10 protein-coding genes are annotated in these 14,914 nt (G+C 46.3%); 8 read left to right on the top strand and 2 right to left on the bottom strand.

Annotated elements, in window-relative coordinates; genetic code table 11:
- Positions 1 to 72 precede the first annotated feature (72 nt).
- Together hrpA and L1D60_RS16510 are read left to right on the top strand one after the other, a co-directional pair.
- On the top strand, positions 73 to 4,074 hold the full coding sequence (gene hrpA, locus L1D60_RS16515; protein WP_239842149.1) for an ATP-dependent RNA helicase HrpA: 4,002 nt from the start codon (positions 73 to 75) through the stop codon (positions 4,072 to 4,074).
- A gap of 136 nt (positions 4,075 to 4,210) precedes the next feature.
- On the top strand, positions 4,211 to 4,705 hold the full coding sequence (locus tag L1D60_RS16510; protein ID WP_239842072.1) for an outer membrane beta-barrel protein: 495 nt from the start codon (positions 4,211 to 4,213) through the stop codon (positions 4,703 to 4,705).
- 182 nt (positions 4,706 to 4,887) lie between these two features.
- Here L1D60_RS16510 and L1D60_RS16505 read toward each other — a convergent pair whose 3' ends face one another.
- Both L1D60_RS16505 and L1D60_RS16500 read right to left on the bottom strand, forming a co-directional pair.
- On the bottom strand, positions 4,888 to 5,646 hold the full coding sequence (locus L1D60_RS16505; protein WP_239842071.1) for a hypothetical protein: 759 nt from the start codon (positions 5,644 to 5,646) through the stop codon (positions 4,888 to 4,890).
- Positions 5,567 to 6,361 (bottom strand): hypothetical protein, encoded by a 795-nt coding sequence (locus L1D60_RS16500; protein WP_239842148.1) that lies wholly within the window; start codon positions 6,359 to 6,361, stop codon positions 5,567 to 5,569. The genes L1D60_RS16505 and L1D60_RS16500 overlap by 80 nt, the downstream gene beginning before the upstream one ends.
- A gap of 479 nt (positions 6,362 to 6,840) precedes the next feature.
- Between L1D60_RS16500 and L1D60_RS16495 the strand changes: the two genes are divergently transcribed.
- The 6 genes from L1D60_RS16495 (at position 6,841) to pheS (ending at position 14,909) form a co-directional block, all read left to right on the top strand.
- The gene (locus L1D60_RS16495; RefSeq protein ID WP_239842070.1) at positions 6,841 to 7,629 is read left to right on the top strand and encodes a TetR/AcrR family transcriptional regulator; all 789 of its coding nucleotides are present in this window, start codon (positions 6,841 to 6,843) and stop codon (positions 7,627 to 7,629) included.
- A 176-nt stretch (positions 7,630 to 7,805) separates the two neighbouring features.
- Entirely contained in the window at positions 7,806 to 10,211 is a 2,406-nt protein-coding gene (locus L1D60_RS16490; protein ID WP_239842069.1) for an MMPL family transporter, read from the top strand.
- A 136-nt stretch (positions 10,212 to 10,347) separates the two neighbouring features.
- Positions 10,348 to 11,121: an outer membrane lipoprotein-sorting protein gene (locus L1D60_RS16485; RefSeq protein WP_239842147.1), complete on the top strand. Its 774-nt coding sequence runs from the start codon at positions 10,348 to 10,350 to the stop codon at positions 11,119 to 11,121.
- A gap of 9 nt (positions 11,122 to 11,130) precedes the next feature.
- A complete protein-coding gene (locus L1D60_RS16480; RefSeq protein WP_239842068.1) occupies positions 11,131 to 12,327 on the top strand; it encodes a hypothetical protein in 1,197 nt (398 codons plus the stop codon).
- A gap of 202 nt (positions 12,328 to 12,529) precedes the next feature.
- A complete protein-coding gene (locus tag L1D60_RS16475) occupies positions 12,530 to 13,639 on the top strand; it encodes a GGDEF domain-containing protein (protein ID WP_032549684.1) in 1,110 nt (369 codons plus the stop codon).
- Between the two features lie 286 nt (positions 13,640 to 13,925).
- Positions 13,926 to 14,909, top strand: a complete 984-nt coding sequence (gene pheS, locus L1D60_RS16470) for a phenylalanine--tRNA ligase subunit alpha (protein WP_032548794.1) — start codon at positions 13,926 to 13,928, stop codon at positions 14,907 to 14,909.
- Positions 14,910 to 14,914: the final 5 nt, after the last annotated feature.

The raw sequence follows: 14,914 nt of genomic DNA, 5'->3' as shown, positions 1-14,914 counted from the left end.
CCGTTATCTTGTTTTAGCCCTTCTGTGCTACAATTCGCAAAGTTTTATGTAATGAAAAGAATAGGACACGCTTTGACTTCGTCTCCGGAAAAAGCAGATAAGAATCAAGACGCCGCGCGTTCGGACGCGGCAGACAAGAGTTCTGCTTCTCAGGCTACTAAAGCCTCTCAAAATACACCTGCCTCTCTTCGTAAAGCGCTCAAAGAATGTATGATGCGTGACCGCTTCCGTTTGAGTAAGCGAATTGCAGGTGCTAGCCGAATTAAAAACGAGAAATCGAAACACGCCGTCTTTGACGAGATTGCACTAGATATTGCCCAATCGATGATGACGGCTACTCAGCGCGCAGCGCAAAAGCCAACTATTGAATACCCAGAAATCCTGCCAGTAAGCCAAAAGCGTGACGATATAGCTAAGGCGATTGAAGAGAACCAAGTGGTGATCGTTGCGGGTGAAACAGGTTCGGGTAAAACAACCCAGCTTCCTAAAATCTGTTCAGAGCTTGGACGCGGCCGCTATGGCCTAATTGGTCATACTCAGCCACGTCGTCTGGCTGCGCGCTCTGTAGCGAACCGTATTGCAGAAGAGATGGAAACCCAGTTGGGTGAGTTTGTCGGTTATAAGGTTCGATTTAACGATCAAATCTCGGATAATACTCAAATCAAACTGATGACCGACGGTATTCTACTAGCGGAGATTCAGCACGACCGTTATCTAAACCAGTACGACACCATTATCATCGATGAAGCGCACGAACGTAGCTTGAACATCGATTTCATCATGGGTTACTTGAAAGAGTTGCTACCAAAGCGTCCTGATCTGAAAGTGATCATCACGTCGGCAACCATCGACCCTGAGCGTTTCTCTAACCACTTCAACAATGCACCAATTATTGAAGTATCAGGTCGTACTTACCCAGTTGAAACGCGCTACCGCCCACTCGGTGGTCAAGACAGTGATTCTGATCGTGACCAGATGGAAGGCATCTTCGAAGCGGTTGATGAGCTTTGCGATGAAGGCTTGGGTGATATCCTGATCTTCATGAACGGTGAGCGTGAGATTCGTGATACGGCAGATGCGCTGAGTAAGCGTAACCTGCGTGATACCGAAATCGTACCGCTGTATGCGCGTTTGTCAGCGGGTGAGCAGAACCGTATCTTCCAATCGCACACGGGTCGTCGCATCGTACTGGCAACTAACGTCGCGGAAACGTCACTAACGGTTCCAGGAATTAAATACGTTATTGACCCAGGTACTGCGCGTATCAGTCGCTATAGCTACCGTACCAAAGTTCAGCGTCTACCGATTGAGCCAGTATCTCAAGCGAGTGCGAACCAGCGTAAAGGTCGTTGTGGTCGTGTCGCGGAAGGTATCTGTATTCGTCTGTACTCAGAGGAAGATTTCGAATCACGCCCAGAGTTTACTGATCCTGAGATTCTGCGTACCAACCTAGCGTCGGTAATCCTACAGATGACGGCACTAGGCCTTGGCGATATCCAAGCCTTCCCGTTTGTAGAAGCGCCAGACAAACGCAACATCCAAGATGGTGTAAGATTGCTTGAAGAGCTAGGTGCCATTGCATCAGGCAAACCAAACAGCAAGAACAAGAACCAAGGTGATGATACTAAGAAGCTAACGGCGATTGGTCGTAAGTTATCTAAGCTGCCAATCGACCCGCGTTTAGCACGTATGGTGATTGAAGCACCCAACAATCGCTGTCTGCACGAAGTGATGGTTATCGCGTCTGCATTGTCGATTCAAGACCCGCGTGAGCGTCCGTCTGACAAGCAGCAATCGTCTGACGACAAACACAAGCGTTTCTTCGACAAAGACTCAGATTTCATCACCTTTGTGAACCTTTGGGACTACATCAAGAAGCAGCAAAAAGCGCTGTCGAGCAATCAGTTCCGCAAACAGTGTAAGCAAGATTACCTGAACTACCTGCGTATTCGTGAGTGGCAAGATGTCTATTTCCAAATTCACCAAGCGATGCGTGAATTGGATACCAAGCTCAATGACGAACCGGGTAGTTACGATGGTATTCACCAGTCGTTGTTAGCGGGCTTGTTATCGCACGTAGGTATGAAAGACCAAGAGAAGAACGAATACCAAGGCGCACGTAACGCTCGCTTTCATATCTTCCCTGCGTCTGGCCTGTTTAAGAAGCAGCCTAAGTGGATCATGTCAGCTGAGCTGGTGGAAACCTCAAAACTTTGGGGTCGTATCATTGCTAAGATTCAACCAGAGTGGATTGAGCCGCTAGCGAAGCACCTAATTAAGCGCAGCTACAGCGAGCCACACTGGTCGAAGAAGCAAGCAGCAGTCATGGCGCACGAGAAAGTGATGCTTTACGGCATTCCAATCGTACCTAAGCGTCTAGTGAACTACGGTTCGATTGATCCAACGGTGAGCCGTGAACTGTTTGTGCGCAGTGCGCTGGTTGAAGGTGAGTGGGAAACCAAACACGCCTTCTTCAAACAGAACCGCAAGCTTCTACAAGAAGTGGAAGAGCTAGAGCATAAATCGCGTCGTCGTGACATCTTGATTGATGACGATGAGCTGTTTGATTTCTATGATCAGCGTGTTGGTGAAGAGGTGGTTTCTGGCCGTCACTTTGATACGTGGTGGAAGAAAACCAGCAAGCAGACGCCTGAGCTACTGAACTTCGAGAAATCGATGCTGTTCCGTGGTGATGCAAGCCATGTTACCGATTTAGATTACCCGAACTTCTGGCATCAGAATGGCTTGAAGCTAAAACTGAGCTACCAGTTCGAGCCGGGTGATGACAACGATGGTGTGACGGTTCATGTTCCGCTACCGATTCTGAACCAAGTAGAGCAGAGTGGCTTTGATTGGCAGATCCCAGGTTTACGTCAAGAACTTGTCATCAGCCTTATCAAATCACTACCTAAGACGTTACGTCGTAACTTTGTGCCTGCGCCAAACTACGCAGATGCATTCCTTGCGCGAGTAACGCCACTTGAAGCCCCGCTGCTGGATTCTCTAGAGAAAGAGCTACGCCGCATGACAGGTGTTGAAGTAGTGCGTGATGATTGGAAACTTGATCAAATTCCAGAGCACTTGAAAGTAACGTTCCGCGCGGTAGACCACCGTCGCCGTAAGCTGAAAGAGCACAAAGATCTGCACGAGCTGAAAGAGAGCTTGAAAGACAAGGTTCAAGAGACGCTGTCGAAAGTGGCAGATGACGACATCGAGCAGCAGAACCTTCATACTTGGAGCTTTGGTGAGCTGCCGAAGGTATACCAACAAAAACGTGGCGGTTACGACGTAAAAGCGTTCCCTGCGTTAGTGGACACCAAAGACAGCGTAGAGATTAAACTGTTCGAAACCGAGCAAGAGCAGATCTCGGCAATGAAAGCGGGTCAGCGTCGTTTGATTTTACTTAACGTGCCGTCGCCGATTAAGTATCTACACTCGAACCTGCCAAACAAATCTAAGCTAGGTCTGTACTTTAACCCTTACGGAAAAGTCCTTGATTTGATTGATGATTGTATCGCTTGTGGTATCGATAAACTTATCGAAGAGAAGGGCGGTTTGGTTTGGGAACCGGAGCAGTTTGAAGCGCTGAAAGAGCATGTTCGAGCTGAGCTAGGTGATACCGTTGTAGAAATTGCTCAACAGGTAGAAACCATCCTGACGACAGCGTTCAGCATCAACAAAAAGCTGAAAGGACGTGTTGATCTGTCGATGGCATTTGCCTTGTCGGATATCAAAGCGCAGATAGAAGGGTTAATATTCAAGGGCTTCGCGACTGAGTGTGGTTGGAAGCGTCTGCCGGACATCTTACGTTACATGCGCGCGATTGAGCGTCGTATGGAGAAACTGCCGATTGATCCGAACAAAGATCGCTTACACATGATTAAAGTCGAATCAGTAATGAACGATTACAAAGAGTTACTGAATAAGGTGCCAAAAGGGATCGCGGTTCCAGAAAATGTCAAAGAGGTGCGTTGGATGATAGAAGAGCTTCGTGTAAGCTTCTTCGCACAGCAACTTGGCACGCCGTACCCAGTATCGGATAAGCGTGTTAAAAACGCTATCGATGCTTGTTAAGAATAGAACGAGATAATCGAGCAAGGTTCAGGTATGAATCTTGCTTATTTTCTTGTTAATTGGATAGTAATTACAAAAAGACGTTTTAGTGGCAATCATTTACCGCTTAAGCGTCGCTAGGACGAGAAGGTCAAGTATGAAAAAAACGTTATTAGCGCTAGCGCTGCTAGGTGCATCTTCAACAGCTATGGCTGATTCATGGTTATACGGTGGTGTAATGGGTGGTCAAAACTCATTTGCTGGCGAAAGCGAGAATGCGATGGGTGTTCACGTGGGTACTGGCATTCTACCGATCATCGGTCTAGAAGCGGGTTACTGGGATCTAGGTTCTTTCAGCAACACTAAATATGGCAACCGTGCAGCTCAAAGCATTGATGCATCAACAGCTTATGTTGCAGTTAAACCAAGCATCGACTTCGGCCCTCTACACGTTTACGCGAAAGGCGGTCTGCACTCTTACGAGCTGAAGGGCGATTCTTTCAAACAAGACGACGTTGATATCATGTACGGTGTTGGTGCAGAGTACTTCATCTTTGGCCCACTATCTGTTGGTGCAAGTTACCAGAACTTCAAGATGAAAGACGACGATTCAGGTGTATTCACGCTAAACGCGACAATCCACCTACTATAATCTGACTACCTATGTAGTGAGTCGTCATTTTGGCGCTTTCGATTTGAAACGTACCAAAAATAACGAATTAATAAAAACGCCAGCATCATTGCTGGCGTTTTTGTATTTAGGCTTTAAGTAGCGAGTCTATTGCAAGTGGCTTAGTTCATTGTAAGTAACTAGCTCTATTGCGATTAACTAGTCTAGCGTGGCTTTTTACTGTCTAGAATCTGTTGAATTCTTGGGTTCAGAGCCTTACCGTGCTTCTCTTCGTACTCTTCACGTTTCAAATCGTTAAGGTTCTTCACTGAGTTAGCAGCCAGCAAGTGTTGAGGCAGTTCCGTATGAAGCATGCCTTTCTCATCAAGTCTTTTCGCTTCCAAGTAGTACTTCTTGAATAGGGCATCAAGCTTGTTCTCAGCTGTGCGTTTCAAGTCGTAGAGCTTGTTCTGAATCAGCCACTTTTCAATTGGGTTGATTGCAGTGCGAGAAAGCACACGAATACGGCTATCCAATAGCTCTTCTTCTGTCAGTGAGTCTTTGAGGATCCATAGCTCACCCATTTGTGGCGGCCAGCTGTTACCTAATTGAATACGTTCATGACAGTGCATCAGTACGCGGTTTAAACCGTCAGAGTCGATGGTATTAGCGAACTCGATGAACTTACCGCTTGGCTCACTACCGTATTGGTATTCCCATTGTGTTTCATACACACTCAAGAATGAACCGAATACGTGAATACACCAGTCAGACAGCTCTAGTTCTGCCGGATCTTGGTCAACGACGGGCACTTGCTGATTTGAGCCTGTATTTGACTCAACAACAGGAACCGATGGCGAAGCAGCGACCGGTAAAACTTCTGGAACAACAGAAGGCTCAGGATCAGAAAGTTGGCTTTTTGCCTTTCTGGATGAGTTGCTGCCTGAAGCGCTCAGATGGGCTAAGCTTTTGTCGATACCCATTTCCTTGAGTTTGTCCTGAAGTTCCTGAATATTGAGCGGTTTTCGGTTGTTGTCTTTCATTTTGCTTCTCGTTAACTAGCCAGTACTGCAACTTAGATTCAATTCGAGATATTGGCATTAATTCATTGGCTTTGGCTTTGTACCAAAGGACAAACTTCTTCCATATTAGATTATGGTCACCGGACAATCCGGAAAACTTAAACGCACGTTCAGCCCACGATGGAATGTTCTCTTCATCCAGATCGTGAGTTGAAATTGTGTTGCCATTCATTCCACCGCGGCTTTGTGGGCGAGGGGAGGTCGACATCACTTGCATTGGCGCTGGAGCAGGCTGATATTTCGGTGCAGGTGCAGGTGCAGGTGCAGGTGCAGGTGCAGGTGCAGGTGCAGGTGCAGGTGCAGGTGCAGGTGCGTACACAGGAATTGAATTAACCTGTGCAGGTTGCTCCTGTTCCAGCAGCATCTTAAACACGTGAATCTCTTGGTTGTCTCTGCGCTCGACTTTCACTTTGTTTAGCCAACCATTGTCGACTAAGGCTTTTAAGCAGTCTGCTAATCCAAAAACAGATAGCGCAGTCAGCGTAGAAGCCTTGTTAAGTTCAATCGTTGCGTAGCCTTCATCATCGGCATTGTCTGCGAGTAAAAGCATCACCAACTTTTCAGCTGGGCTGCTGGTATTAATTTTCCAAGTAAGATAGGTAAATTTGGCGCTCAAAATGATGCTCTTGATAAAGTACAACTCATGTTCCCATTGTAAGCCACCCACACCGGAATTTATAGCAACTTCACCTAAATCAATGTCAGCTAAACAAATATTAAGCATTGCTGAGCACTGAAAGTACTGCCTCACTTTCAAAACGACGGGTTTCAGTCTCCTAAAGAACTAAGAGTGAACAGTTCGTCATATCAGGTATTGAAATTGTATGAGTGTGGTTGAATAAATCGAAGAAATGATTCATTGGTCGAATAAATTTATAAATGAGACTTGATTTGATCAATGATTGAGCTATTATGACGATAAGTCAAAAATGACGAAGCGTCACAAAATGTCAGCGTACATGATTATGGGATTCATGTTATTATATTGAGTAGGAGTATTGTTTAATACAAACAAGGTTTAAAACAGACCATGCTTATATGCAGACGGGTTGTACAGACCGAGTTTTATAAGCTGAGTTAAGGTACGGACTAAACATGAAGTTTGGCTTAGGTTGCAAAGATGAAATAAAAGGAATGTTAGGGTGCGTCTCTGGCATGACTAAAAAACAACAAGCGATCGCAGAACGCGAAGTAGAGCTTATGTTGTTGGCAAGAGATATCGTTCGAGAGCAGGGTTTTGGTAACTTAACAATGGATAAGTTAACCGCAGCAAGCTCTTACTCGAAAGGGACGATATACAATCATTTTTGCAGCAAAGAAGACGTTGTTTTAGCCCTGTGTATTCATTCACTTAAAACAGAGGCGATGTTGTTTGCGCGCTCTGGAGAGTTTGAAGGCACAAGCCGTGAAAAAGTAATGGCATTGCACGTTGCATACCGAATCTATGCTCGCATGGAACCTGTATTATCAACGTGTGCAATTATGGCGAAGAGCCCTTGGATATTAGAGAAGGCCTCGCCAACAAGAGTGCAAGAGCTTAATCAACTTGAAGAGATGGTGATTCAGCATGCCGATGATTTGGTAAATCGTGCTGTTGAAGCTGGGGATCTGAAGTTCTCTTCTGGAATTGGTTCTGACGCTATTGTCTTTGCTAACTGGTCGATCGCTTTTGGCTCAAACGCCTTGAACCAAAATGCATCTAACAGCCACTGTATTAAACGAATCCAAGACCCATATTCAGTGTTACATAACGCCAATATGCTTTTAGATGGCTTGAACTGGAAGCCGCTCTCTTCGGAATGGGATTATAAAAAGACCTGGCGCCGAGTAGAGCAAGAGCTGTTCAGTGAAGAAGTTGCTTATTTAGAATCTGTTGGTCGTTAAGTTTTAATAGCCCATGGCCTAAGCCGATGGGTTATTTTAGCGCCATTAGTGACGAATCGTCAAAAATAGGGGCTGATTTAGGTTATATCGAATCAGTTCCTGATTTTGACCTCATTTTGTATGTTTGCCAGCGAATTGCTGGTTTTTAAATATACATTTATGACGAATCGTCACATATGGAGGCTGTGATGGAACCCCAAAATCAACCATCAAAAACACAGAGTGCTTGGTATACCTTACCCACCCAACGCTCGTTTATAACGCTGTTTGTCGTGTTAGCGGTGATCGCTGTTGCTACGTTCGGCGCCAAGAACCTCTATTTCAGAGGTGACTACAACATCTTTTTCGAAGGGACCAACAAACAGTTGATGGCGTTTGACGAGATTCAAACCACCTTCGCTAAAACAGACAACCTTTCCATTGTGATCGCCCCAAACGATGGCAATGTATTCACTCCAGAGACTCTGACTCTGATTCAAAACCTCACCGTCGATTCATGGCAGATCCCATATTCTAGCCGTGTCGATTCCATCGCTAACTATCAGCATACCGAAGCGTTCGAAGATGACCTCTTGGTAGAAGATCTCTTGTATGAAGAGTATGAACATACGCCGGAACGAATCGCTAAAGTAAAACAGATCGCTCTAAATGAACCACTGCTCAAGAATGCCTTGGTGTCGGCATCTGGCGATGTCACGATTGTGAATGTGACCGTGCAGCTGCCAGAGGTGGATAAGACTGCCGAAGTGCAAGAAGTGATCGCAGCCATCAACGCCATGATAGGTAAGTACCAAGATCAGTATCCGAATGTTGAATTCCATAAAGCGGGCATCATTGCCATGAACAACGCCTTTATGACTTCCGCTCAAGAGGACAGCTCGACATTGGTGCCGTTAATGCTGCTAGTGGTGTTGGTGTTCCTCACCTTTATGCTGCGCTCGTTCTTCAGCGTTGTCGCGACACTTGTGGTGATCATCTCTTCCATCCTCGCGACCATGGGTTTGTCTGGCTGGGCAGGCATGTTCCTAAGTACCGCAACCGTGAATGTTCCAACACTGGTGCTAACCCTAGCGGTGGCAGACTGTGTGCACGTGATTGTGACCATGCGCCAAGCGATGCAGCGTGGAATGACCAAAGCAGAGGCAATTCAATACAGCATCAAGCTTAACTTCATTCCGATTTTAATCACCTCTGTGACCACTGCGATTGGTTTCTTGATGATGAATATGTCGGACTCTCCAGTGCTGCGTGACTTCGGTAACTTATCTGCACTGGGTGTAATGATCGCATGCTTGCTGTCAGTCTCTCTGTTGCCTGCGCTACTTAACCTGTTACCAGTGAAGCGCCTTGCGCCAACCACCAATGAGTCAGACAAAGTGACCTTCATGGACAAGTTGGGTGATTTCGTTGTGAATAACCGCAAAGCCTTGTTGCCTGCGTCAGCGCTGGTGATAGTGATTGCTGCGGCGTTGATACCACTCAACAAAGTCAACGACGAATCGGTGAAATACTTCGATACCTCGAATGAGTTTCGCCAAGCTGCCGACTTTATGGAGCAGACCATCAGCGGTATGACCAACCTCAGTATCGCGATAAAAACCAACGAGTCGCAAGGCATTGCAGATCCTGTGTTCTTGCAAGCGATTGGTGACTTTACTGAGTGGTTACGCGTTCAACCAGAAACCGACCATGTTGCGACACTGTCAGACGTTTATAAGCGTTTGAACAAGAACATGCACGGTGACGACCCTAGCTATTACCAACTGCCACTCGACCGTGAACTTGCGGCGCAATACCTGCTTCTTTACGAGATGTCTCTGCCTTATGGGTTAGACCTAAACAACCAAATCAACGTCGATAAGTCTTCGATCAAAATGGTACTCACCGTCGCTAACCTCGGCAGCGTGGAGCTAGTCGAGCTCGAAGAACGTATCTACACATGGTTCGCGGCGAATGCACCTCAATATGAAGTGGTCGCGTCTAGTCCATCACTGATGTTTGCTCATATCGGTGAAACCAACATGGCGAGCATGCTCTCTACTTTGCCAATCACGCTCGTGCTTATCTCTGCGCTGATGATCTTCGCTCTGCGTTCGGTTCGCTTAGGGGTGATTAGCCTAGTACCAAACATTGCACCAGCGATCATTGGCTTTGGTTTATGGGCGCTTATATCCGGCGAAATCAACCTTGGTTTATCAGTCGTTGTCACGCTTACCTTGGGTATTGTGGTTGATGACGCGGTGCACTTCTTGAGTAAGTACCAGCGTGCTCGTCAAGAAGGTCAGTCAGCTGAACAAGCGGTGCGTTACGCCTTCCACACCGTTGGCCGCGCATTGTGGATCACCACAGTGGTGCTTGTTGCTGGCTTTAGTGTACTCGCTCTTTCTGGCTTCAGACTCAACGCCGACATGGGCTTATTGAGCGCCATTGTTATCTTCATCGCACTGGTTGTGGATTTCATCTTGCTACCAATTTTGCTGATGATTTTCGACAAAGAAAACCACTACGTGAGCGACGCAAAAAAGCCAAAGGCTAGCACACAGCCTAACCCAACTGCTGAGTTATCCACTTCGACCAAATAAGGAATTGTCAGCCTGCAGATGCGGGCTGACCAAGGAGATCATTATGAAAAGCTTTAATCACTTTATCAGTAACAGAACAATGACTAACAAAACAACGGTTAACAAAACAAAAGCAAAGAAAACACTAATAACGTCAATGATAACAATGGGTGCGCTAACCCTAGGCTCGTTCGTGGCTTTACCTGCGCTGGCTGACCCAGCAAAAGGGCTAGAAATTGCGGAGAAACGCAAAAGCCTAGATACAGGCTGGGGCGATTCGGTTGCGACCATGGAAATGCTGCTTAAAAACAAACAAGGAGAGAGCAGCACCCGCTTAATGCGCCTTAAATCTTTAGAGGTTGATAACGATGGCGACAAAGGCTTAACCATCTTCGACCAACCGCGAGATGTAAAAGGCACGGCTTTCCTCAACCATTCGCACATCACCAAGCCAGACGATCAATGGCTATATCTTCCAGCTCTAAAACGTGTGAAACGTATCTCTTCACGTAACAAGTCAGGCCCGTTTATGGGCAGTGAGTTTGCTTACGAAGACTTGAGCTCGTTTGAGCTAGAAAAGTACACATTCAACTATGTGGAAGACGCCAAACTCGATGGACTAGACACCTTTGTGTTAGAGCAAGTGCCAACCGATAAAAACTCAGGCTACACCAAGCAGAAAGTGTGGCTCGACCAAGAGCATTACCGCCCAATGAAAGTTGAATTCTACGACCGTAAAGGTGCACTGTTGAAAACCTTGTCGTTCCAAGATTACAAACAGTACCTAAATCAGTACTGGCGTGCTCACACTATGGCGATGCAAAACCATCAAACGGGTAAAAGCACTGTCCTAACCACAACAGATTTGGTGTTCCAGAACGGACTTGAAGAGCGCGACTTCCAGAAAAACACCCTTAAGCGAGCGAAGTAGGGCATTGATATGAAAAGGAATGTGTTACTAGGCTCTCAGTTGGCGGTGACCATCGCAGCGACACTCGGTTTAATGAGTGTCTCGTCGATGTGTCATTCGGTTGAGCTGGCTGGGCAAGTCAATGTGGAGCATCGCCAGTTCTTCAGTGACGGCTTACAAGGGCAGAGCAAAGACCAAACCTCGTTGGTGCTGCAACCTGAACTCTATTGGGAGCAGCAAGACGGTAATGGTAGCTTCACCTTTACCCCGTTTTATCGCTTTGACAGCCAAGACGATGAGCGAACCCACGGTGATGTTCGTGAGGCGTTATACCTTACTTACTGGGATGACTATGAGCTGCGTGCCGGTGTCGGCAAAGTGTTCTGGGGTGTGACGGAATCTGCGCACTTGGTGGATGTAGTGAACCAGACTGACGCCATTGAATCGGTCGATGGTGAAGCTAAGCTTGGCCAACCTATGGTGCACTTTACCTCTGTTAAAGATTGGGGCACGGTGGATGCGATGCTACTGCCGTATTTCAGAGAGCGCACCTTTGCGGGCGAGGATGGAAGGTTGCGACCAACCATCCCAGTTTCTGACGATGCGCAGTATGAGTCTTCGAGAGAAGAAAAGCACGTCGATGTCGCGCTGCGTTATAGCCAAATGTACGGAGATTGGGACGTTGGCTTGAGCTACTTAGCAGGTACAAACCGCGACCCATACTTTCGTTTCGAAGGGAACAAGCTCAAACCTTACTACGCGCAAACGCAGCACGTCGGGTTAGATGTACAAGGTATTGTTGGTGACTGGCTACTCAAGTTAGAAAGCGTTTATCGAGACAGTTTCGATAACCACACTGGGCTAGTCACAGGCTTTGAATACACTTGGGTAGGGGCATTAGATTCGTATTGGGACATTGGCTTTCTTGCAGAATATCTGTATGACAGCCGAGGCAACAATGCGCAAAACGTGGGGCAAAATGATGTGTTTGTCGGAACTCGATTTGCGCTTAACGATGAAGACGGCACCGAAGTTCTAGTCGGTATGACGCAAGACTTAGACAACAGCGATGTCTACAGTGCGCGTGTAGAAGCTTCAGCCCGCATCAATAACCACTTTAAGTGGCGATTGAACGGTTGGTTGTTCGAGAACGAAACGCCTGAAGATTTACTCTTCTTTGCTAGAAAGGACGATTTTGTTGAGCTGGCGTTGGAGTATTACTTCTAATGTTGGCTAATTGAGGCGTTCTTGTTGAACAAAACGCCTCAATTTTAGTTAGGACTGCGGTTTATAACGATCAAGGTCGTTTTTTTATAAACTCGGCGAGAAATCAAATAGCCCTAAAGGTAAGGTGGTTATGTTAATTGACCACCTATAATGATCGGATATGCATTTAAATTATGCTGGCGGCATTGGCCCTAAGGGACTTATGAATTCATTTAATTGGGATAAAAATTTTGAAACAGGTATTGATGCTGTAGACGAACAACATCAATACCTAGTTGGCTTTATCAACCACTACGGCAACCTGTTATCGGAGAATACGATTTCTATCGGTGACATTAACGTCGCTCTGCTCGATCTTACGCGCTATGCCGAATTCCACTTTAAGGAAGAAGAGTGTTTGATGAGAGAGCGTGGTGTACATGAACAACACATCGAAGAGCACATCAAAGTGCATCGTGTGTTTATGCAAGACATCTACAGCATGCAGGCTTTTATCTTAGAAGAAGATCAATCATCGGCACGGCAGCTACTTGATTTTCTGATCCATTGGCTTGCTTATCATATCCTTGGCATCGACCAAAACATGGCGCGACAAATGGCAGCGATTGCAGAGGGCGCGACACCTCTACAAGCCTTTGAAGCAGAAGAGAAGCAGCAAGACTCTTCGACCATTCCCTTGCTAGCTGCACTGAAAGGTTTGTTTGAGCAGGTTTCTGAACGCAATAAACAGTTGTTACGTTTCAATCAGTTACTTGAAGATAAAGTCGAGGAGCGCACTGCTGAATTAAAACGAGCAAATAAGAAACTTGAAGAGTTGTCGTTAACAGATTCGCTCACCAAATTACCTAATCGCCGTTGTGCGTTTAAACAGCTCGCAGTGCATTGGCAAGAATCCCAAGAGCTTGGCCTGCCTTTGGTTTGCATTATGATCGATGCTGACCACTTCAAAAGCATAAATGATACCTGTGGCCATGATGCTGGTGACTTGGTATTGCAAACCCTCGCACGTGAGTTAAAAAACACCTTCCGTAATGACGATATTGTATGTCGGCTAGGTGGCGATGAGTTCTTGGTTATTTGCCCGGATACCGACCTGAAAGGGGGAATGTACATCGCGGAAACGGCTCGTCATAAAGTGTCTGAATTGAAGGTTGAAACCGGTCATCAAGTTTGGGTTGGCAGTATTAGTGTCGGTGTGGCAGAAATAACCCCAGAATTTGAATCGATGAGTGAGTTGATCAAAGCCGCCGATGAATCTGTGTACCTAGCGAAAGATGCGGGGAAAAACAGCGTTTGTTCGATTCAGATTTAGGCCTGATTTTGTTCCAGTTCTGGAATACCGTTTGCTCATTCTCTTGGGTGTAACTTAGTTGTAATCTCGGGTGAAACTCACCTCTAAATCAAGGAGTGGTACCTGTAATTGTGCCACTTCTTCATCCTCCTCACTTATATCTCGTGAAAGTTGCCGTGTTTTTAGTCAATAACTTGTTCTTTTGGCAATTCAATTTGGCATTAGTAGCTGGTTTGATTACTATGTGTAGCTATCGAAAAAACTAATCATCCGATACGGACACTACCAGAAGGTAGATGAGGAAACGATGCAACATCTAGAAGAGATCATTGCTAATGCAACGACAGCGATTGAAAGCGCTGATTCGTTAGTCGCACTTGATGAAGTGCGAGTTCAGTATTTAGGTAAGAAAGGTGAACTAACTTCACAGCTTCAAAGCCTAGGTAAACTACCACCTGAAGAGCGTCGCACTGCTGGTCAAGAGATCAACAAAGCGAAAGGTGCTGTTCAACAAGCGATCGCAGCTCGCAAAGACGCACTACAACGTGCAGAGCTAGAGGCGAAACTGGCTGAAGAGACAATCGATGTGAGCCTACCAGGTCGTCGCATTGAGAACGGTGGTCTACACCCAGTAACACGCACAGTTGAGCGTATTGAACAGTTCTTTGGTGAGCTAGGCTTTAACACTGAGTCTGGTCCTGAGATTGAAGATGCATTCCACAACTTTGATGCACTAAACATCGCAGAAGATCACCCAGCTCGTACTGACCACGATACCTTCTTCTTTAACCCAGACCTAATGCTACGTACGCACACGTCTGGTGTTCAAATCCGTACAATGGAAAACGGCAAGCCTCCTTTCCGTTTCATCGCTCCGGGCCGTGTTTACCGTAATGACTACGACCAAACTCACACGCCAATGTTCCACCAAGTGGAAGGTATGCTGGTAGATGAGAACGTAAACTTCGCTCAACTGAAAGGTATTCTGAACGACTTCCTATGTAACTTCTTTGAAGAAGAAGTAGAAGTGCGTTTCCGTCCTTCGTTCTTCCCATTCACAGAGCCTTCAGCTGAAGTTGACGTGAAACGTAAAGATGGCAAATGGCTAGAAGTTCTAGGTTGTGGCATGGTTCACCCTAACGTACTTCGCTCTGTAGGCATCGACCCTGAGAAATACTCTGGTTTCGCATTCGGTATGGGTGTTGAGCGTCTAACAATGCTTCGTTACGGCGTAAATGACCTTCGTGCGTTCTTCGAGAACGACCTTCGTTTCCTAAAACAATTCAAGTAATCCGG

The sequence above is a fragment of the Vibrio sp. Isolate30 genome, assembly GCF_022397975.1.
GTDB classification, from domain to species: Bacteria; Pseudomonadota; Gammaproteobacteria; order Enterobacterales; family Vibrionaceae; genus Vibrio; species Vibrio fortis.
Note: the sequence above shows the minus strand (reverse complement) of the source record. Positions and strands in the feature narration are given on the sequence as shown.

Bases quoted from the DNA above. Each gene is read 5' to 3' on its own strand.
- L1D60_RS16510 (WP_239842072.1), top strand. From the start codon at position 4,211: ATGAAAAAAACGTTATTAGCGCTAGCGCTGCTAGGTGCATCTTCAACA.
- L1D60_RS16505 (WP_239842071.1), bottom strand. From the start codon at position 5,646: ATGGGTATCGACAAAAGCTTAGCCCATCTGAGCGCTTCAGGCAGCAAC.
- L1D60_RS16495 (WP_239842070.1), top strand. From the start codon at position 6,841: ATGAAGTTTGGCTTAGGTTGCAAAGATGAAATAAAAGGAATGTTAGGG.
- L1D60_RS16490 (WP_239842069.1), top strand. From the start codon at position 7,806: ATGGAGGCTGTGATGGAACCCCAAAATCAACCATCAAAAACACAGAGT.
- L1D60_RS16485 (WP_239842147.1), top strand. From the start codon at position 10,348: ATGATAACAATGGGTGCGCTAACCCTAGGCTCGTTCGTGGCTTTACCT.
- L1D60_RS16480 (WP_239842068.1), top strand. From the start codon at position 11,131: ATGAAAAGGAATGTGTTACTAGGCTCTCAGTTGGCGGTGACCATCGCA.
- L1D60_RS16475 (WP_032549684.1), top strand. From the start codon at position 12,530: ATGAATTCATTTAATTGGGATAAAAATTTTGAAACAGGTATTGATGCT.
- pheS (WP_032548794.1), top strand. From the start codon at position 13,926: ATGCAACATCTAGAAGAGATCATTGCTAATGCAACGACAGCGATTGAA.